The organism is Pseudomonas sp. C11 (genome assembly GCF_034683865.1).
GTDB lineage: Bacteria > Pseudomonadota > Gammaproteobacteria > Pseudomonadales > Pseudomonadaceae > Aquipseudomonas.
In genome coordinates this window covers 77,621-97,312 of the sequence record NZ_JAWIIP010000013.1, presented here as the reverse complement: position 1 = coordinate 97,312, position 19,692 = coordinate 77,621, and the positions used below count along the sequence as shown (strand labels likewise).

The 19,692-nt window shown below is 61.6% G+C and carries 18 protein-coding genes and 1 tRNA gene; 1 reads left to right on the top strand and 18 read right to left on the bottom strand.

Features of this window, described 5'->3' with window-relative positions; translation table 11 throughout:
• Positions 1 to 17: 17 nt before the first annotated feature.
• The 6 genes from pheS to VC352_RS19915 all read right to left on the bottom strand — a co-directional run bounded on the left by pheS (position 18) and on the right by VC352_RS19915 (position 4,613).
• The gene (gene pheS / locus VC352_RS19940; RefSeq protein WP_017363281.1) at positions 18 to 1,034 is read right to left on the bottom strand and encodes a phenylalanine--tRNA ligase subunit alpha; all 1,017 of its coding nucleotides are present in this window, start codon (positions 1,032 to 1,034) and stop codon (positions 18 to 20) included.
• A gap of 96 nt (positions 1,035 to 1,130) precedes the next feature.
• Positions 1,131 to 1,487 carry a 50S ribosomal protein L20 gene (rplT, locus tag VC352_RS19935; RefSeq protein WP_003243409.1) on the bottom strand — a complete coding sequence of 119 codons (357 nt, stop codon included), beginning with the start codon at positions 1,485 to 1,487 and terminating at the stop codon, positions 1,131 to 1,133.
• A gap of 29 nt (positions 1,488 to 1,516) precedes the next feature.
• Positions 1,517 to 1,711 (bottom strand): 50S ribosomal protein L35, encoded by a 195-nt coding sequence (gene rpmI / locus VC352_RS19930; protein WP_044401775.1) that lies wholly within the window; start codon positions 1,709 to 1,711, stop codon positions 1,517 to 1,519.
• A 60-nt stretch (positions 1,712 to 1,771) separates the two neighbouring features.
• Positions 1,772 to 2,323, bottom strand: coding sequence for a translation initiation factor IF-3 (infC, locus tag VC352_RS19925; protein ID WP_322981283.1), 552 nt, complete (start codon positions 2,321 to 2,323; stop codon positions 1,772 to 1,774).
• Positions 2,323 to 4,245, bottom strand: coding sequence for a threonine--tRNA ligase (gene thrS / locus VC352_RS19920; protein WP_322981247.1), 1,923 nt, complete (start codon positions 4,243 to 4,245; stop codon positions 2,323 to 2,325). The genes infC and thrS overlap by 1 nt, the downstream gene beginning before the upstream one ends.
• A 291-nt stretch (positions 4,246 to 4,536) precedes the next feature.
• A tRNA-Val gene (locus VC352_RS19915) sits at positions 4,537 to 4,613 on the bottom strand.
• Between the two features lie 182 nt (positions 4,614 to 4,795).
• Between VC352_RS19915 and VC352_RS19910 the strand changes: the two genes are divergently transcribed.
• Positions 4,796 to 6,079 carry an FAD-binding oxidoreductase gene (locus VC352_RS19910; protein ID WP_322981246.1) on the top strand — a complete coding sequence of 428 codons (1,284 nt, stop codon included), beginning with the start codon at positions 4,796 to 4,798 and terminating at the stop codon, positions 6,077 to 6,079.
• A gap of 51 nt (positions 6,080 to 6,130) precedes the next feature.
• On the opposite strand, the gene VC352_RS19905 is transcribed toward VC352_RS19910, so the two are convergent.
• The 12 genes from VC352_RS19905 to VC352_RS19850 all read right to left on the bottom strand — a co-directional run bounded on the left by VC352_RS19905 (position 6,131) and on the right by VC352_RS19850 (position 19,574).
• Positions 6,131 to 7,084 carry a PA2778 family cysteine peptidase gene (locus VC352_RS19905; protein ID WP_322981245.1) on the bottom strand — a complete coding sequence of 318 codons (954 nt, stop codon included), beginning with the start codon at positions 7,082 to 7,084 and terminating at the stop codon, positions 6,131 to 6,133.
• Entirely contained in the window at positions 7,069 to 7,476 is a 408-nt protein-coding gene (locus VC352_RS19900) for a PA2779 family protein (protein WP_416340213.1), read from the bottom strand. Before VC352_RS19900 ends, VC352_RS19905 begins: the two co-directional genes overlap by 16 nt.
• Before the next feature lie 78 nt (positions 7,477 to 7,554).
• Positions 7,555 to 9,282 (bottom strand): NahK/ErcS family hybrid sensor histidine kinase/response regulator, encoded by a 1,728-nt coding sequence (locus VC352_RS19895; RefSeq protein ID WP_322981244.1) that lies wholly within the window; start codon positions 9,280 to 9,282, stop codon positions 7,555 to 7,557.
• A complete protein-coding gene (gene ercA, locus VC352_RS19890; protein WP_013716030.1) occupies positions 9,266 to 10,429 on the bottom strand; it encodes an alcohol dehydrogenase-like regulatory protein ErcA in 1,164 nt (387 codons plus the stop codon). Before ercA ends, VC352_RS19895 begins: the two co-directional genes overlap by 17 nt.
• Before the next feature lie 77 nt (positions 10,430 to 10,506).
• Positions 10,507 to 12,330 (bottom strand): S9 family peptidase, encoded by a 1,824-nt coding sequence (locus VC352_RS19885; protein ID WP_322981243.1) that lies wholly within the window; start codon positions 12,328 to 12,330, stop codon positions 10,507 to 10,509.
• Positions 12,318 to 13,472 carry a pyrroloquinoline quinone biosynthesis protein PqqE gene (gene pqqE / locus VC352_RS19880; RefSeq protein ID WP_322981242.1) on the bottom strand — a complete coding sequence of 385 codons (1,155 nt, stop codon included), beginning with the start codon at positions 13,470 to 13,472 and terminating at the stop codon, positions 12,318 to 12,320. The genes VC352_RS19885 and pqqE overlap by 13 nt, the downstream gene beginning before the upstream one ends.
• On the bottom strand, positions 13,444 to 13,722 hold the full coding sequence (gene pqqD, locus VC352_RS19875) for a pyrroloquinoline quinone biosynthesis peptide chaperone PqqD (RefSeq protein ID WP_322981241.1): 279 nt from the start codon (positions 13,720 to 13,722) through the stop codon (positions 13,444 to 13,446). The genes pqqE and pqqD overlap by 29 nt, the downstream gene beginning before the upstream one ends.
• 23 nt (positions 13,723 to 13,745) lie before the next feature.
• Positions 13,746 to 14,498: a pyrroloquinoline-quinone synthase PqqC gene (pqqC, locus tag VC352_RS19870; protein ID WP_322981240.1), complete on the bottom strand. Its 753-nt coding sequence runs from the start codon at positions 14,496 to 14,498 to the stop codon at positions 13,746 to 13,748.
• A 26-nt stretch (positions 14,499 to 14,524) separates the two neighbouring features.
• Complete coding sequence (gene pqqB / locus VC352_RS19865; protein WP_322981239.1) at positions 14,525 to 15,439, bottom strand: pyrroloquinoline quinone biosynthesis protein PqqB; 915 nt, start codon at positions 15,437 to 15,439, stop codon at positions 14,525 to 14,527.
• A gap of 46 nt (positions 15,440 to 15,485) precedes the next feature.
• Entirely contained in the window at positions 15,486 to 15,557 is a 72-nt protein-coding gene (pqqA, locus tag VC352_RS19860) for a pyrroloquinoline quinone precursor peptide PqqA (RefSeq protein ID WP_003243383.1), read from the bottom strand.
• Between the two features lie 293 nt (positions 15,558 to 15,850).
• Entirely contained in the window at positions 15,851 to 17,371 is a 1,521-nt protein-coding gene (locus VC352_RS19855) for an aldehyde dehydrogenase family protein (protein ID WP_322981238.1), read from the bottom strand.
• Between the two features lie 427 nt (positions 17,372 to 17,798).
• Positions 17,799 to 19,574: a methanol/ethanol family PQQ-dependent dehydrogenase gene (locus tag VC352_RS19850; RefSeq protein ID WP_322981237.1), complete on the bottom strand. Its 1,776-nt coding sequence runs from the start codon at positions 19,572 to 19,574 to the stop codon at positions 17,799 to 17,801.
• Positions 19,575 to 19,692: the final 118 nt, after the last annotated feature.

Genomic DNA, 19,692 nt, shown 5'->3' with positions numbered 1-19,692 from the left:
ATCACGAGGGGCGGTTGCTAGCGAAATTGCGCCAGGAACCGCAGGTCGTTATCGAAGAACAGGCGCAAGTCATTGACGCCATAACGCAGCATGGCAAGGCGCTCGACCCCCATACCGAAGGCGAAACCGGAGTATTTCTCCGGATCGATGCCACTCATGCGCAGCACGTTCGGATGCACCATGCCGCAGCCCATCACCTCCAGCCAGCCAGTCTGCTTGCACACGCGACAGCCCTTGCCGGAGCACATCACGCACTGCATATCGACTTCAGCCGAGGGCTCGGTGAAGGGGAAGAAGGATGGACGGAAACGCACACCAAGCGGTTTCTCGAAGAACACGCGAAGGAACTCTTCGATGGTGCCCTTGAGGTCAGCGAAACTGATGTCCTCATCGACCAACAGACCTTCGACCTGATGAAACATCGGTGAGTGGGTAATATCGGAGTCGCAACGATAGACACGACCAGGGCAGACGATGCGGATCGGCGGCTGTTGCGATTCCATGGTGCGCACCTGCACCGGCGAGGTGTGGGTGCGCAGCAACATGTTCGCATTGAAATAGAAGGTGTCATGCATCGCCCGCGCCGGGTGGTGGCCGGGGATATTGAGCGCTTCGAAGTTGTGGTAGTCGTCTTCGACTTCAGGACCTTCGGCAACGCTGAAACCGATATGGGTGAAGAATTGTTCGACACGCTCGAGCGTGCGGGTCACCGGGTGCAGACCACCAGAGGTCTGGCCGCGTCCCGGCAGGGTCACATCGATACGCTCGGAAGCCAGCTTCTCGGCGAGCAAGGCTTGCTCAAGCACGGATTTGCGGGCGTTGAGGGCGTCTTGCACCTGATTCTTGGCGGCGTTGATCAACGCACCGGCTTGCGGACGCTCCTCAGCCGACAGCTTGCCCAGAGTCTGCATCAGGGCGGTCAGTTCGCCCTTCTTGCCGAGGTACTGAACCCGGAGCTGTTCCAGGGCATTGATATCTTCGCTTTGTTGCACGGCCTCGAGCGCTTGGGAGACCAATGCATCCAGATTTTCCATTTACAGACTCCAGATACGAAATAGGGGAAGAGCTGTTAAGGCTCTTCCCCTATCTTTGACGTTGCCACCGGGCGAACCCGGTGATTGTCGGGGGACTTAAGCCAGAACGGCCTTGGCCTTCTCGACAATCGCAGCAAACGCCGCTTTTTCGTTCACAGCCAGATCAGCCAGAACCTTACGGTCGATCTCGATCGAGGCCTTTTTCAGACCAGCGATCAGACGGCTGTAGGACAGGCCGTTGACGCGAGCGCCAGCGTTGATACGAGCGATCCACAGAGCGCGGAACTGACGCTTGCGCTGACGACGGTCACGGTAGGCATATTGGCCAGCCTTGATCACCGCCTGCTTGGCGACGCGGAACACGCGCGAACGTGCGCCGTAGTAGCCCTTGGCGAGCTTCAGAATTTTCTTGTGACGAGCACGGGCGATGACGCCACGCTTAACACGAGCCATGAGTATTAACCTCTAAGTATCTTGACCGATTAACGAACGCGCAGCATGCGCTCGACTTTTGCCTTGTCCGACGGATGCATCAGCTCGCTACCGCGCAGTTGACGCTTACGCTTGGTGGACATCTTGGTCAGGATGTGGCTCTTGAAAGCGTGCTTGTGCTTATAGCCCGAAGCAGTCTTCAGGAAGCGCTTTGCAGCACCGCTCTTGGTTTTCATTTTTGGCATGTTTAGTACTCCGCATTCATTAACAACTGATAACCATCAGGCCTGCCAGTGCCCGGGAGGTTATTTACGCTTCTTGGGAGCGATGACCATCATCAGCTGGCGTCCTTCCAGCTTAGGATGCTGTTCGACGGTGCCAAGCTCGATCAGGTCTTGTTCGACCCGCTTGAGCAGCTCCATACCCAGCTCCTGGTGAGCCATCTCACGACCGCGGAATCGAAGCGATACCTTGGCCTTGTCCCCATCTTCAAGGAAACGTATCAGGTTGCGTAGTTTTACCTGATAATCCCCTTCCTCCGTCCCTGGACGAAACTTGATCTCTTTGATCTGCTGCTGATGCTGATTCTTCTTGGCAATCGCAGCCTGCTTCTTCTTCTCGAACAGGTGCTTGCCGTAGTCCATGATGCGGCAAACTGGCGGTACTGCATCAGCTGAGATCTCTACCAGATCCAGCTTGGCTTCTTCAGCCACGCGCAATGCCTCATCGATCGAAACAATACCAATCTGCTCGCCATCGGCGCCAATCAGGCGCACTTCACGAGCGGTAATGTTCTCGTTGATAGGCGCCTTGGGGGCGGCCCGCTTGTCCTGTCTCATTTCACGCTTAATAGTTATTACTCCAAATCTTGGCGACCACGCCGGGAAACCGCTTGCTGCAACTGCTCAGCGAACTGCTCGATGGGCAGAGAGCCCAGATCGACGCCTTCGCGAGTACGGACAGCAACGGATCGAGTCTCGACTTCCCGATCTCCAATAACCAAGAGATAGGGAACCTTGAGCAAGGTATGCTCGCGGATTTTAAAGCCGATCTTCTCGTTTCTCAAGTCGGCCTTGGCACGGAATCCGCTTTGATTGAGAGTTTTCTCGACTTCACGGGCAAAATCGGCCTGTTTGTCGGTGATATTCATGATCACCGCCTGAGTCGGCGCGAGCCAGGCCGGGAAAGAACCAGCATAGTGTTCGATCAGCATGCCGATGAAGCGCTCGAAGGATCCGAGAATCGCACGGTGCAGCATGACCGGACGCTTGCGATTGTTGTCCTCGGCGATGTAGCTGGCCTCCAGCCGCTCCGGCAGGTTCGGGTCATACTGCAGCGTACCACACTGCCAGTTACGCCCCAGGCAATCCTTGAGAGTGAACTCGATCTTCGGCCCGTAGAACGCACCTTCGCCAGGCTGATATTCCCAAGCCAGACCGGATTCATTGAGCGCGTCGGCCAGCGCCCCTTCAGCGCGATCCCAAAGCTCCTCGGAGCCCACGCGCTTGGCAGGGCGAGTAGACAGCTTCATGGAGACATCAGTGAAGCCGAAGTCACGATAAACCTGCAGCGTCAGCTTGATGAAGTCTGCCGCCTCCTTCTTTACCTGCTCTTCGGTACAGAAGATGTGCGCATCATCCTGCACGAAGCCGCGCACACGCATGATGCCGTGCAACGCACCGGACGGCTCGTTACGGTGGCAGGCACCGAACTCGGCCAGACGCAGCGGCAGATCACGATAGGACTTCAGCCCCTGATTGAAGATCTGCACATGGCACGGGCAGTTCATCGGCTTGACGGCGTAGTCGCGGTTTTCCGAGGCAGTGGTGAACATGTTCTCGGCGTAGTTGGACCAGTGCCCCGAGCGCTCCCAGAGGATGCGGTCGACGACCTGCGGCGTACGCACTTCGACATAACCGTGCTCGCGCTGCACCTGGCGCATGTACTGCTCTAGCACCTGGTAGACAGTCCAACCGTTCGGATGCCAGAACACCATGCCCGGTGCCTCTTCCTGCAGATGGAACAGGTCGAGCTGCTTACCGATGCGGCGGTGATCGCGCTTTTCAGCCTCTTCGATGCGCTGAATGTAAGCAGCCAGCTGCTTCTTGTCGGCCCAGGCCGTGCCATAGATGCGCTGCAACTGCTCATTTTTCGAATCGCCGCGCCAGTAGGCGCCGGAAATACGAGTCAGTTTGAATGCCTTGAGGAAGCGAGTATTGGGCACGTGCGGGCCACGGCACATGTCCACGTATTCTTCGTGGTAGTACAGCCCCATGGCCTGCGCATCCGGCATGTCATCGATCAGGCGCAACTTGTACTCTTCACCGCGCGCTTTGAAGACCTCGATGACCTCGGCACGCGGCGTCATTTTCTTGATGACGTCGTAGTCCTTGTCGATCAGCTCTTTCATGCGCTGTTCGATGGCCGCCATGTCCTCAGGCGTGAAAGGACGACCGATGGCGATATCGTAATAGAAGCCTTCTTCGATGACCGGGCCGATCACCATCTTGGCATCCGGATAGAGCTGCTTGACCGCATGCCCAACCAAGTGCGCACAGGAGTGGCGAATGATTTCCAGCCCCTCTTCGTCCTTCGGCGTAATGATCTGCAGGGTGGCGTCGTGATCGATCACATCGCAGGCATCCACCTGCTTGCCGTCGACCTTGCCGGCCAGCGTGGCCTTGGCCAGGCCCGCACCAATGGATTGAGCGACCTCCAGCACGGATACCGGATGATCGAACGAACGCTGACTACCGTCGGGAAGAGTAATGATGGGCATGGCGCCTCCTCTCCTAGTGGTGACCCCTACCAAAGGTCACGTGGGTTGGGATGAGCCAGGAAGCGATTCGGCGGCGTATCTGCCTAACGATGGCAGGAGCCCTGCTAGGGGCCAACCAGAACCGAACCAAGTCACTGGAAGTAAGGTTGCGGATGCTTCCAGAAAGCCCCGCCCTCTGACAAGACATCCATACGAATATCAGGCAATTTCCTGCAACAGCGCCCGAAAAAACCAAAGCCACTAAATCGCAGGAACAAAAAAGGGTCGCCTGAGCGACCCTTTTTATCGATTTGGTAGGCACAATTGGACTCGAACCAACGACCCCCACCATGTCAAGGTGGTGCTCTAACCAACTGAGCTATGTGCCTTCGATGGGTGCGCATTCTACGCAAATCTTTTTGGACGTCAACAAGTTTTTCGCTAACTCACTGAAATAGTCCAATTTTTTATCTTGAGACCTTCGTTGAATATTTTGCACGTCCACTAGCCGGCCATTTTCAAGTCGGGTAGCATCAGGCCATTCGTAAAAAATAAAGAACAGAGGTTCAAAATGGCGCACACGGCATACCCTCAGTCCTACTACGCCGCATCGGCCAATCAGGCTCCACAGCGCCCCGCCCTGCAAGGCGAGGTCGAAACTGACATCTGCGTTATCGGTGCTGGCTATACCGGCCTGTCCACCGCGCTCTTCCTGCTGGAGAACGGCTTCAAGGTCACGGTACTCGAAGCAGCCAAGGTCGGCTTCGGTGCGTCAGGGCGCAACGGCGGCCAGATCGTCAACAGCTACAGCCGCGACATCGACGTGATCGAACGCAGCGTCGGCCCCAAGCAGGCGCAACTGCTCGGACAGATGGCCTTCGAAGGTGGTCGTATCATCCGCGAGCGCATCGCCAAGTACGACATCCAGTGCGACCTTAAGGACGGTGGCGTATTTGCAGCCCTCACTGCCAAGCAGATGGGTCACCTGGAAGCACAGAAGAAACTGTGGGAGCGCTACGGCCATACCCAACTGGAGCTGATGGATGCAGCACGTATCCGTGAGGTAGTCGCTACCGATAACTACATCGGCGGCATGCTGGACATGAGCGGCGGTCACATCCATCCGCTCAATCTGGCGCTGGGCGAGGCCGCTGCCGTCGAATCGCTGGGCGGCGTGATCCATGAACAGTGCCCGGCAATTCGTATCGAGCGCGGCGCCAACCCGGTCGTGCATACGCCACAAGGCCGAGTGAAGGCCAAGTTCGTGGTGGTGGCGGGCAATGCCTATCTGGGCAATCTGGTGCCGGAGCTGGCCGCCAAGTCCATGCCCTGCGGCACTCAGGTAATCACCACCGAGCCGCTGAGCGATGAAGTGGCTGCCAGCCTGCTGCCGCAGGATTACTGCGTCGAAGACTGCAACTACCTGCTCGACTACTACCGCCTGACCGGCGACAAACGCCTGATCTATGGCGGCGGCGTGGTCTACGGTGCGCGCGATCCAGCCAATATCGAGGCGATCATCCGGCCGAAAATGCTCAAGACCTTCCCGCAGTTGAAGGACGTGAAGATCGATTTCGCCTGGACCGGCAACTTCCTGCTGACCCTGTCGCGCCTGCCGCAGGTTGGCCGTATCGGCGACAACATCTACTACTCCCAGGGCTGCAGCGGCCACGGCGTGACCTATACGCACCTGGCCGGCAAGGTGCTGGCCGAAGCGCTACGTGGCCAGGCGGAACGTTTCGATGCCTTCGCCGAACTGCCGCACTACCCCTTCCCTGGAGGCCAGCTGTTGCGCGTGCCCTTCACAGCCATGGGCGCCTGGTATTACAGCCTGCGTGACAAGCTCGGGGTCTGAGCAAGGATTTCGATACGAAAACGGCGCCCTCTGGCGCCGTTTTCATTTGCATCATGGACAGCTCGGCAACACCCGACACTGCCCTGCCCCAGGCGTCGATTTCAGTGGCGCAGCAAAACGTTCATCGCCAGGCGCCAGCTTGCGCGCACAGGCTTGCGCCGTCACTGCTTCGCTCGCACAGCCCTGCTCTGCGAGCACCTGAGAGAGGTTGAACCAACCAGCGGCGAAGCTCGGTTCACGCTGCAGGCTTTCACGCAGCGCCTGCTCAGCGCCCTTGTGGTCACCATCGGCATAACGGCTGTTGCTCAGGGCAAACCAGGGCAGCGATGCCTTCGGCCAGGCCTCAGTCGCGGTGCGATAGGCACGACGTGCGGCAGCGGCCTGGCCTGTCTGCTCAAGATCGCTGGCCGCCTTCATCCAGGTGCTCATGTCGGCCTTGGCGGGCAGACGATCCGGTGGCAGCGTCACGACGGCCCAGCGACCACCGCGAGCCCAGGTTCGGTCAAAGGTGTTGAAACTGGTTTCCAGACGGCGCGTCGTGCCAGAACGCAGCATGAGTTCGCGCTCGCGGCGGTCATAGCCCACCACCACTGCAAAATGCCACTGCGGATACCAGTCGAAAGCCAGGTTCTGCAGCACCAGAACCGGGTTTCCCGCCGCCACTTCGGCCAGAACGGCGTCCAGCTTGGGCTCGAGCGGATAGACCAGCATTTCATGGCTACGCGCGGCGGCGACCATCTCGACCTGCAGACTGCCCTCGCGACCGGGGATATAGACCTTATCCTTGAGCAGCCCCGGCGAGGTCATCACGCCACGCTGGTTGAGCATCGTGGACAAGGCCGCCGGCCCGCACTGGTAGGCGTCCTGAGCGTAGAAGGGAACGTCGCTCAATTCGACCCGCTCAGGCAGGCTCGCGCCCTCCGGTGACAACACCGGAGAGCGGGCACAGGCAGCGAGTAGAGCGATGGATGTGATGCAGCAGAGGCGAATCAGCGATTGATACATTTGACGAAACTGAAGATGTTGGTGGCGCACAGCATATCAGTGATGATGAAGATCACCAGAAACAACACGATGATGCCCACCACACCTGCACCGGCAGGTGCCTGATCGAGCTGTTGGTTGAACTGCGCCAGTTCGGCCGGCGTCAGGCTGGCAATACGCGATTCGACCTGATCGCGATCCACGCCCATGGCGACCAGTTTGTCCTTAACCTGTTGGTCATCAAGCATGGCCATCAGTTGTTTCTGATCCACCTGATGCTGTTGCTCGGCGATGATTTCCGGCGTACCGATCATGGCCGCATTCGCAGCCGGAATCTGCGCCACCAACAGCAGGTGAAACAATGCCGTGACAGCGGCCAGACGACGCATGGCAGGACGCATGAGAGTTGTCATTGTGGTTATCTCCTGGGGTCATGAGGTAGCCAATAGACATCGTCATAACGCAGCAGGTTCAGCAGACGCCACAACCATTCAGCCATCCTGCAACAGTTGGCTGATCACGGCTCGCAACTTGCCTGGCTTGACCGGCTTGTTCAGCAGCGGAACGCCGAGGGCATTGAGATCGTGCCGGCAGGCATCGCTGCGATCAGCGCTGATGACCACAGCCGGAATGTCGCAACCGAAGTGTGCGCGCAAGGCCCGGATCACATCACAGCCCAAGACGCCCTCGTCCAGGTGGTAATCGGCCAGGATCAGCTCCGGCGTGCGATCGCCAAGCACCTCCAGGGCCGCCTGCTGATCCGTCGCCGTGCTTACCTCGCAGCCCCACTGCCCCAGCAGCGCCTGCATGCTGTGCAGGATCGCCGTCTCGTTATCGATTACCAGCAGACGCCGGCCGGGTAACGGGTCGCCAAGCGCCGGCCGGTTGATCGCCGGCAGGACTGGCGGCACCGGCTCCATCTCGGCCAGAGGCACGCGGATGCCGAACAGCGAGCCGCGACCTGGTTGCGAACGCACCTGCACCGCATAGCCGAGCATGCGGGCGATGCGCTCGACGATAGCCAGCCCCAGCCCGACGCCCTTGCGCTCGGCAGCACGGCCGACGTCCAGCTGGTTGAATTCGAGGAAGATCCGGTCCATCTGCTGCTCGAGAATGCCTCGCCCGGTATCCCAGACCTGGATATCGAGGAATGCACCGCGACGACGCGCACCGAGCAGCACGCCGCCGCGCTCGGTGTAGCGACAGGCATTGCTCAGGAAGTTGCGCAGGATGCGCGTGAGCAGACGAAAATCGGTACGCACCGCACAGGGGCGAATACGGGCGCGCAATTGCAAGCCACTGGCTGCAGCCACGCCATCGAACTCCGAAGCCAGCGGCGCGAGAAGCTCTTCCAACCGATAGACATCGATATCGGGCTTGATCGCGGCCTGATCCAGCTTGGAAATGTCCAGCAGGTCGGTCAGCAGATCCTCGGCCCCTTCCAGCGCCAGGTGGCTGCGTTCGACCAGATTGTGCTCGGCACTGGGCAGCTCGCGCTCACGCAAGGTGGATATCAGCAGGCGCGCGGCATTCAGTGGCTGCAACAAGTCGTGGCTGGCGGCTGCCAGGTATTTGTCCTTGCTGCGGTTGGCCGCCTCGGCCGCGTCGCGCGCTTCGCGCAGGGCCAGCTCGATACGCTCGCGCTCCTCGATCTGCCGCTGCAGGTTTCGGTTGGATTCCAGCAGCTCGAAGGTGCGCGCCGCCACGCGACGCTCCAATTCGTCATTGAGCTGTTGCAGGCGCTGCTGGTTCTGCTTGCGCTCGGTGATATCGGCGACGAAGCCTTCGAACACCCCATCGCCCCCTGGCTTGAGCAGCAGGTTCATGAGCACATCGAGAGTGCTGCCGTCCCTGCGGCGCAGGCAGGTCTCGTAACCCAGCAGTGCACCACCCTCGTCGAGGCGCTGGCGAATCAGCAACAGTTCCTCGAAGCCGCCGACGAACAAGTGCCGCCCCAAATCACCCAGCGACCACAGCACCTGCTGTGGATCGTCGTAGCCAAGCATGCGCGCCATAGCCGGGTTGGCCGCCAGCACACCTTGCTGCAGGCTGGCCTGGAAGATGCCATGTACAGCATGCTCGAACAGCCATTTGTAGCGGTTACGCTCGGTTTCCAGCTCTTCCAGGCGCGCCAGCAGCTCCGGGTAATGACTCTTGCGCGCAGACTGACTGCTCAGCCCAAGCAGCCCGGCCAGCGCGTCGTCAGAGCGCCTCGCCATAGACCACCTCGACATCGCGCTGGGTCGACTCGCGCGGGTTGGTGAGGATGCACGGATCGTCCATGGCATGGCTGGACAGGAACGGAATGTCCGAGGTGCTGACCCCATGCAGGCCAAGCGTCTCGCGGAAGCCCATGGCGTGCTTGAAAGCGATCAGGTGCTCGACCAGACGCTGGCGAATCTGTGCGTGGTTGAGCCCGCGACAATCGATGCCGAGGGTCTCGGCAATGACCTTGAAGCGCTCCGGCGCGGCGCTGTAGTTGAACGCCACCACATGCTCGACCAGCACCGCGTTGCACAGGCCATGGGGCAGATCGAGAAAGCCACCGAGGCTGTGACTCATGGCATGCACTGCGCCGAGGATCGCGTTGGAAAAAGCCAGGCCGGCCTGCATGCTGCCAAGCATGATCTTCTCGCGCAGGGCGATATCGCCCGGGTTGGCGATCATCTGCACCAGGTTGCCGTTGATCAGGCGCATGGCTTCCAGCGCGTGCGGGTCGGTCAGCGGGCCGTGGCCGGTGGAAACGAACGCCTCGATGGCGTGCACCATAGCGTCGATGCCGGTACAGGCCGAGAGGAACGGATCCATGCTCAGGGTGGTTTCTGGATCAATCAGCGACACGTCCGGCACCACCGCCTTGCTGACGATGGAAAACTTCATCCGCTCCTGCTGATTGGAGATGATCACGAACTGCGACACATCGGCCGACGTGCCGGCGGTGGTCGGGATCAGGATCAGCGGCGGGCTGGGCACACGAATGGTGTCCACGCCTTCGAACTCGAGAATGCTGCGGCCATGGGCAACCACGATGCCGATGCCCTTGGCGCAGTCCATCGGGCTGCCGCCACCGACCGCGACGATGACGTTGCAGCCCTCGCTGCGATACAGCTCAGCGCCCTCCATCACCTCTTCCACGCGCGGATTGGGCGACACCTTGGTGTACAGGCAGTAGGCGATACCCTGGGCCTGCAGGCTGGCCTCGACATCACCGGCCCAGCCAGCGGCGACCACACCGGGATCGGAGACGATCAGCACCTTGCGTGCGCCGAAGGTCTTGGCGTAGTTGCCGACGTTATGCCGGGAACCGGCGCCGAAGATGATCTCGGGGGAAACGAACTTTCGCAGCTGATTCAATTCGTGGCTCATGCAACGGCCTGAAATTTCTTGTTATGGAGTGGCGATCAGCCTACTGCATTGCCCGGTTTATGCAATGCGACCTGCGTTCAGCCCAGACGCTGATAGAAGGCATGCTCGGCGCGCAGGGCTTCGGCCAGATTGGCGGCCTGACGGAAACCATGGCGTTCTTCGGCGAACAGGTGATATTCGACCGGCAAACTGCGTTGGCGTAACGCCTCGACCATGCTTTCGGTCTGGCTCGGCACCACCACGGCATCCAGCGCGCCCTGAAAGAAAATCACCGGCGCCCTGATCCGCTCGGCCTGCAACAGGGGCGTGCGATCCCGGTAGCGCTGGGCGTCCTGCTCGGGATCGCCGATCAGCCAGTCGAGATAATAGGCCTCAAACTTGTGCGTCAGCCGGCGCAGCGCCTGCGGGTCGCTGACGCCGTAAAGACTGGCGCCACCGCGCAGCTGCGGCAGTTCGACCAGCGCTCGCAGTGCGCTGAAGCCGCCGGCGCTGCCGCCACGCACGAACACGCGCAGCGGATCGATTCGCCCCCTCGCGGCCAGCGCCTCGATAGCGGCGCGAATGTCTTCGACTTCCAGTTCGCCCCATTGCCCAGCCAGACGCAGGCGATAAGCCCGCCCATAACCGCTGCTGCCCCGGTAGTTGAGATCGAGCACCGCGTAACCGCGCAACGTCCAGAAGGCGATACGCGGGTCGAACACCGGATAGCTGGCCGAAGTCGGCCCGCCGTGCAGGAAGATCACCAGCGCTGGACGCTCTCCGGTTGCCACGGGCGAGTAGAAAAAACCATGGCTGCGCTCATCAGCCACCGCGCAACTGAACGGCTGAGGACGTGAGAGCTGTTCTTCAGCCAACGGCTGCGCTCCACCTGCCAGTAGCCGCAGCGCGCCATCGCGGCGGCGAATGGCAAGCACAGCCGGCAGGCGATCCGGGGCGCCAGCGATGCAGTAGAAGTGCTCAGCATCGGCGGCCAGGGACCGGAAACGCGTAAAGCCCTCCGCCAATCGCTGCTCCGTGCTGGCAGCGCGATGCCTGACCAGCACGCCGCCTCCCTGCTCGAAACGGGTCAGCAGCAGTTCGTCGTTTTCCAGCGGCAGATAGGTTCGTCCGCCCAGTTGCCATGGCGCGGGCGCGTGATCGAACGGCGCGGCGTCCAGCCGCATATCCGTATCGACGCATCTTGGCTGCCACCAACCGGCCTGATCGCTCAATACCCAAAGCCGCCCTTGCGCATCGAAACGAGGCTGCTGTAGAGACTGGTCGCCGCCCTGCCCGGCCATCACACGCGCGCGCTCGCCGGACTCGCGCAGGCAAAGGCGTGTAGCGACCCAGGGTTGGTGAGGGCGATCCCATTCAATCCAGGCCAGGCGCTGGCCATTTGGATCAGCCACCGGTGCTGCATAGAAATCGGCTCCCTCGACCAGGATCTCGCGCTTGCCGCTCAGGCCGATACGCACCAGGCGATGCACCACGGCACCACCCTCATGGCTTTCCTCCACGGCCAGCAATGCCTGCCAGGCGGGCACGAAAGAGAGGTCGCCGTAGCGGCAGTGAGAATGACTGGTGATCAGGTAGGGTGCGCCGTGTGCACCGCCGTCCAAGCCGATATCGATGCGATAGACCTGCTGATCTCGCTCGTTGACGAAAGCAACGCCCTGCTGCGTGGCACAGCAAGCGCCGCCACCGTACTCATAAACACGGCTGCGCACGGAAAACCCTGGCGGAATCAGTTCGCACACGATGCCGTCGCGACAGAAGAACAAGCCGCAACGTGCTAGCTGCGGGTCGAACGCCACCCACAGCACGCCACCATGAGCCGCATGCAGCTCGGCGAAGTCGGCGCTGGCGGCCGCGGCCTGTTCGGCGCTCCAGATCGAATCGGGATCGGTCACACCTTGCATATGATCCGCGAGGCCTTGTCGTTGCGGTACTGCAACGCCTCCAGCCCCAGCGGCGCCTCATCGGCCTGCTGGCGTGCCGCGAGAATCACACCATGGTGAGCCGACTTGCTGCACACCGGGTCGGCATTGCTGGCATCACCAGTGAGCATGAAGGCCTGGCAGCGACAGCCGCCGAAATCCTTGTCCTTCTCGTCGCACGAGCGACACGGCTCGGGCATCCAGTCGTCGCCGCGAAAGCGGTTGAAGCCGAACGACTCGCGCCAGATGTGCGAGAGGCTGTGCTCACGCACATTGGGAAACTGCACCGGCAACTGCCGCGCGCTGTGGCAGGGTAGCGCCGTGCCGTCCGGGGTGATGTCGAGGAACAGGTTGCCCCAGCCGTTCATGCAGGCCTTGGGGCGCTCCTCGTAGTAATCCGGGGTGACGAAGATCAGCTTGCACGGATGGTTCTCGGCCGCCAGCTTGTCGCGCCACTGATTAGTGATGCGCTCGGCGCGCTCCAGTTGCGCGCGGGTCGGCAGCAAGCCGGCGCGGTTGAGTTCCGCCCAACCGTAGAACTGGCAGGTGGCAAGCTCGACGAAATCCGCCTCCAGCTCGAGGCACAGCTCGATGATGCGCTCGATATTGTCGATGTTGTGCCGATGGGTGACGAAGTTGAGCACCATCGGATAGCCGTGCGCCTTGACCGCGCGGGCCATGGCCAGCTTCTGCGCGAAGGCCTTCTTCGAGCCGGCCAGCAGGTTGTTCACCTCCTCGTCGGCGGCCTGAAAGCTGATCTGGATGTGATCGAGCCCCGCGTCGGCGAACTCGGCAATACGCGCTTCGGTCAGGCCGATGCCGGAGGTGATCAGGTTGGTGTAATAGCCCAGGCCGCGCGCCGCTGCGATCAGCTCGGCGAGATCCTGGCGTACCAGCGGCTCGCCACCGGAGAAGCCCAACTGCGCCGCACCCAGTTCACGCGCCTGGCGGAAGACCTCGATCCATTCGGCGGTCGACAACTCGTCGCCCTGCCTGGCGAAATCCAGCGGGTTGGAACAGTACGGGCATTGCAGCGGGCAGCGGTAGGTCAGCTCGGCCAACAACCAGAGGGGCGGGCCAACCTGCACACCCGGCTTAGCGAAGCTCGATCCAGAACTGTGCATGTGCCACCTCGATAAAGGCCAGGATGTCCTCGTCGATGCCCGGCACATCAGGGAAGCGCTGGTGCAGATTACCGATGATCTCGGCCACCGAACGCTTGCCATCGACCTGCTGGAGAATCTCGCCGGCGCTGTCATTGAGCTTGATCATGCCCTCCGGGTAGAGCAGCACATGGCCCCCCTGCGCTGGCTCGAACTGCAGGCGAAAGCCACGACGAATCATCGGCACGCTACTGGCATTGGGAGTGGTCATGTGGGGCGCTCCATTCGATCCCTTCATAGGTCGATCCCTCGATGCCAAACGCGCTGGTCGGTCACCGTGTGATACGGCGGACGCTGCAGTTCATAGGCCATGCTCATGGCATCGAGCATGCTCCACAGCACGTCCAGCTTGAACTGCAGGATCTGCAACATGCGCTCCTGCGCTTCGCGGGTGCGGTAGTGCTCGAGGGTGATGCGCAGGCCATGTTCGACATCGCGGCGCGCCTCTTTCAGGCGCTTGCGGAAGTAGTCGTAGCCGGTGGCGTCGATCCATGGGTAGTGCTGCGGCCAGGCATCCAGACGCGACTGGTGGATCTGCGGGGCGAACAGCTCGGTCAGCGAACTACTGGCCGCTTCCTGCCAGCTCGCACGGCGAGCGAAGTTGACGTAGGCATCCACGGCGAAACGCACGCCGGGCAGCACCAGCTCCTGCGACAGCACCTGTTCACGGTCGAGACCGACCGATTCGGCCAGGCGCAGCCAGGCCTCGATACCGCCCTCCTCGCCGGGCGCGCCATCGTGGTCGAGGATGCGCTGGATCCACTCGCGACGCGTTTCGCGATCCGGGCAGTTGGCGAGGATCGCCGCATCCTTGAGTGGAATGTTGACCTGGTAGTAGAAGCGGTTGGCCACCCAGCCCTGAATCTGTTCGCGGGTGGCGCGACCTTCGTACATGGCGCGATGGAACGGGTGATGAATATGGTACAGCGCGCCCTTGGCGCGCAGCGCCTGCTCGAATTCGGCAGGTGTCATGGCAGCTTGGCTCATCGGGATTCCCCAGGGCGCAGCGCACCCTACAAATGGATGCTCATGCCATCGAACGCGACCTCGATTCCACGGGCGTCCAGTTCGGTACGCTCAGGCGAATCCAGGTCGAGAATCGGGTTGGTGTTGTTGATATGGATGAGGATCTTGCGTGTCGACGGCAGGCCGTCGAGCACCTCGATCATGCCGCCAGGGCCGCTCTGGCACAGGTGGCCCATCTCGCTGCCGAGCTTGTCGCCGACCTCGCACACGCGCATTTCGTCGTCGCGCCACAGCGTGCCATCCACCAGCAGGCAATCGGCGCGGCGCATCCAGCCCAGCAGGTGTTCGTCCACCTGGCCCAGGCCAGGTGCGTAGAACAGGCTGCGGCCGCTGCGGCTGTCTTCGATGAACAGACCGATATTGTCGCCGGGATGAGGATTGCCCCGATGCGGCGAATACGGCGGCGCACTGCTGCGCAGAGCGATGGCGGTGATGCTCAGCGCCGGACAGGCGGGAATGCTGAAAGGTTTGGCGTCCAGCTCGATCAACCGGTGCTGCAAGCCTCCGTTCCAGTGGCTGAGCATGTTGAACAACGGAAAACCGCTGGTCAGATCCTGGTGCACCATCTCGGTACACCAGACTTCATGAGGGCAGCCCTCGCGCAGGGTCAGCAGCCCGGTGCAGTGATCGATCTGGCTATCGAGCAGGACGATGCCGGCGATGGCCGTGTCGCGCAGCTTGCGCGCCGGCTGCAGCGCCGGAAAGGCTTCGATCTGCGCACGGATATCCGGCGAGGCATTGCACAGAATCCATTGCTCGCCGTCGTCAGAGATGGCGATGGACGATTGCGTGCGCGGCTGCGCACGCAGGGTACCGGCCCGCACGCCACGGCAGTTGCGGCAGTTGCAGTTCCACTGGGGAAAGCCGCCACCGGCGGCGGAGCCAAGAATCTGGATATGCATGGAAGTCACCAGCGGGATGCCCCGGACGAGCCGGGGCCAGGCGCGATCAGCGGTTGGCGAAATACATCGTCACTTCGAAGCCAATGCGCAGATCGGTGTAGGCGGGTTTAGTCCACATGATGCGGTCCTCTTGTTATGGCACCGGGGCATTCCGGCACCCTCATTAAGCCCCCGCCAGGCAAGAGGCCAAATGGTACTTTGGGATGAATCGGCACTGGCATTGGTAGGTGCGTCCATTTAGTAGGAATGGATCGCGCCATGAAGGTTCCGGCGATCGCCCGGTCTGAAACATGCGCCCATAAAAAACGCGGCCGAAGCCGCGTTGCGATAAGGGTCTGCTGCCGATCTGGGGCATCGCCAGGGTGACAGGCCACACGCTGGAGCGAACGTGCGGCCTCTTGGGTCTGCGACTTAGAAGAAACCCAGCGGATTGATGTCGTAGCTGACCAGCAGGTTCTTGGTCTGCTGGTAGTGGTCGAGCATCATCTTGTGGGTTTCGCGCCCGACCCCGGACTTCTTGTAGCCGCCGAAGGCAGCGTGCGCCGGGTACAGGTGGTAGCAGTTGGTCCACACACGACCGGCCTTGATCGCGCGGCCCATGCGGTAGGCGACGTTCATGTCGCGACTCCACACGCCGGCGCCGAGGCCGAACTCGGTGTCGTTGGCGATCGCCAGGGCTTCGGCTTCGTCCTTGAAGGTGGTGACGCCGATGACCGGGCCGAAGATTTCCTCCTGGAACACGCGCATCTTGTTGGTACCCTTGAGCAGGGTCGGCTGGATGTAGTAACCGCTGGCCAGGTCGCCTTCGAGTTTCTCTACGCCACCGCCGGTGAGCACCTGGGCGCCTTCCTGCTGAGCGATCTCGAGGTAGCTGAGGATCTTGTCGAACTGCTGCTGCGAAGCCTGGGCGCCGACCATGGTGTCGGTGTCCAGCGGGTCGCCACGCTTGATCTGCTTGATCTTCTTCATCACCTCGACCATGAAGGCGTCGTAGATCGACTCCTGCACCAGTGCGCGCGACGGGCAGGTGCACACCTCGCCCTGGTTGAAGAAGCCCAGCACCAGACCTTCTGCGGCTTTCTCGATGAAGGCCGGCTCGGCGTTCATGATGTCGGCGAAAAAGATGTTCGGCGATTTGCCGCCCAGCTCGACGGTGCTCGGGATGATGTTTTCGGCGGCGCATTTCATGATGTGCGAACCGACCGGGGTGGAGCCGGTGAAGGCGATCTTGGCGATGCGCTTGCTGGTGGCCAGCGCTTCACCGGCTTCGCGGCCAAAGCCCTGGACGATGTTGAGCACGCCCGGCGGCAGCAGGTCGCCGATGATTTCCACCAGCAAGGTGATCGACAGCGGGGTCTGCTCGGCCGGTTTGAGCACGATGGCGTTGCCGGCGGCCAGGGCCGGGGCAAGTTTCCAGGCGGCCATCAGCAGCGGGAAGTTCCACGGGATGATCTGCCCGACTACGCCCAGCGGCTCGTGGAAGTGATAGGCCACGGTGCCGTCGTTGATCTCGGCGGTGCTGCCCTCCTGGGCGCGGATGCAGCCGGCGAAGTAGCGGAAGTGGTCGGCCGCCAGCGGCACGTCGGCGTTGAGGGTTTCACGCACGGCCTTGCCGTTGTCCCAGGTTTCGGCCACGGCCAGCAGTTCGAGATTGGCTTCGATGCGGTCGGCGATTTTCAGCAGGATGTGCGAACGCTCCTGCACGCTGGTACGGCCCCAGGCGTCGGCGGCGGCATGCGCAGCGTCCAGCGCCTTGTCGACGTCGGCGGCGTTGGAGCGGGGGAATTCACCGATAACCGAAGCGTCGACCGGGCTGGTGTTGGTGAAGTATTGGCCGCTGAGCGGGGCGACGAACTCGCCGCCGATGTAGTTGCCGTAGCGCGGCTTGAGGGTCACGACGGAGCCTGGGGTACCGGGTTTCGCGTAAATCATGATGCGTCCTCTCTTTTTTGTCGGAGCCTGCCCCCATTCGGTGGAAGCAGGTCATGGTTCGATCTTAGAAAGCCCCCTACGCCCTCGGTATGCACCCATGGCACAGATCGTCTCGTCATTTGGTAGTAGAGCCGGTCTGGCACGGACGTTTGGCAGCGAGGTACGAGGCAATGGAAGCTAAAGGCTAGACCGGCTCGTTCGGTCTTGCGTTCCCCGCCGAGAAAAAACGTCAGCGACCGTTCAGGGTCGTGAATCGCCGATGGCCGGACAAAGCCCGGCCATGGTTTTTGCGTGTTCAGGAAATCTGCCGCTGTCGCGGATCACCCCCTCCGCAAAGAGGGTTTTAGCGGCCGCGTTCGGCGAGGGGAGAAAACGCAATCAGCCCCTCGCCCGTTACCGGGAGAGGGGCTGCCAGTTACCTGAACGCTCAGTGCTTGGCTACCAGTTCCTTCGGCAGCTTGAAGGTCCACAGCATGCCGCCCTGATTCAGGTTCTTGATGCGCTTGGCCACTTCGCCGCCCCACAGCGGCACCGCACCACCCCAACCGGACAGCACCGAGACGTACTGCTCGCCGTCCATTTCCCAGGTCACGGGCGAGCCGATCACCCCGGAGCCGGTCTGGAATTCCCAGACCTTCTCACCAGTCTTGGCGTTGAAGGCACGCAGGTAGCCCTCCGGGTTGCCGGTGAACACCAGGTTACCCTTGGTGGTCAGCACGCCGCCCCACAGCGGCGCATAGTTGGTCTGGCGCCAGACCTCCTTGCCGGTCTTCGGGTCGATGGCGCGCAGCACACCGATGTAGTCCTCATTGAGCGGTTTGATGGTGAAGCCGGCACCGAGGTACGCCGCGCCCTTCTTGTAGGCGATGTCTTCGTTCCAGATGTCCATGCCCCACTCGTTGGACGGTACGTAGAACAGGCCGGTGTCCTGGCTGTAGGCCATGGGCATCCAGTTCTTCGCACCGAGGAAGGCCGGTGCGGAGAACACGCTCGTGCCCTTCTCCTTCGCGCTCGGCGAGCCCGGACGGTTGCTGTCGTCGTAGATTGGCCGGCCGTTCTTGTCCAGGCCCTTGGCCCAGGTGATCTTGTCGACGAAGGGGAAGCCACGGATGAACTTGCCGTTGGTACGGTCGAGCACGTAGAAGAAGCCGTTACGGTCTGCGGTCGCGGCTGCCTTCACGGTCTTGCCGTCGTCCTGGTAGTCGAAGGAGATCAGTTCGTTGACGCCGTCGAAGTCCCAGCCATCGTGCGGCGTGGTCTGGAAGTGCCACTTGATGCTGCCGTCGTCCGGGTTGAGCGCCAGGCGCGAGGACGAATAGAGGTTGTCGCCCGGGCGCAGGTGCGAGTTCCACGGCGCCGGGTTGCCGGTACCGAAGAACAGCAAGTTGGTGTCGGCGTCATAGTAACCACCAAGCCAGGGCGCTGCGCCGCCGGTCTTCCACAGGTCGCCCGGCCAGGTCTTGCCGGCCTGGCCACCGCTGATGCCGTTCTCCACCGGCTTGCCGTCCTTGTAGACGTAGCCCATGTGACCTTCAACGGTCGGGCGAGTCCACAGCAGGTCGCCGTTTTTCGGGTCATAGGCCTCGATCTTGCCGACCACACCGAATTCACCACCGGACACGCCGGTAATCAGCTTGCCATTGACCACCAGCGGCGCCGCGGTGATGGAGTAACCGGCCTTGTGATCGGCCACGCGCTTGCTCCAGACCACCTTGCCAGTGTCCTTGTTCAGGGCGACCAGCTTGGCGTCCAGGGTGCCGAAGATCACCAGGTCGTCGTACAGCGCCACGCCACGGTTGATCACGTCGCAGCACGGACGAATGTCATCCGGCAGGCGCGCCTCGTACTGCCACAGCTCACGGCCAGTACGCGCATCGACGGCGAACACCCGCGAGTAGGAGGCGGTGACGTACATCACGCCATCCTTGATCATCGGCTGGGCCTGCTGGCCGCGCTGCTTCTCGCCACCGAAGGACATGGTCCAGACCGGGCGCAGCTCCTTGACGTTCTGATCGTTGAGGATGCTCAGCGGGCTGTAGCGCTGGCCCTGCAGGCCCAGGCCGTTGGTGACGATCTGGTCGGTGGTGGTGGCGTCCTTGAGAATCTCGGCATCGGTCACCGCCAGTGCAGCGGCGGATGGCAACAGCATGGCGGCACAGAGTGCGGTGAGGATCAAGGGCTGGCGAAGACCGGCGTGTTTCATTGCGGCTACCTCTGTGGGTTCATTGTTATCACCGGGAAATTTTCCCGATCTGCCGCGAATTCTTGGCTCCACCCGGTTCAGCAACAATTGCACCCAGTGCCGATTTTCCTCGTTCCTT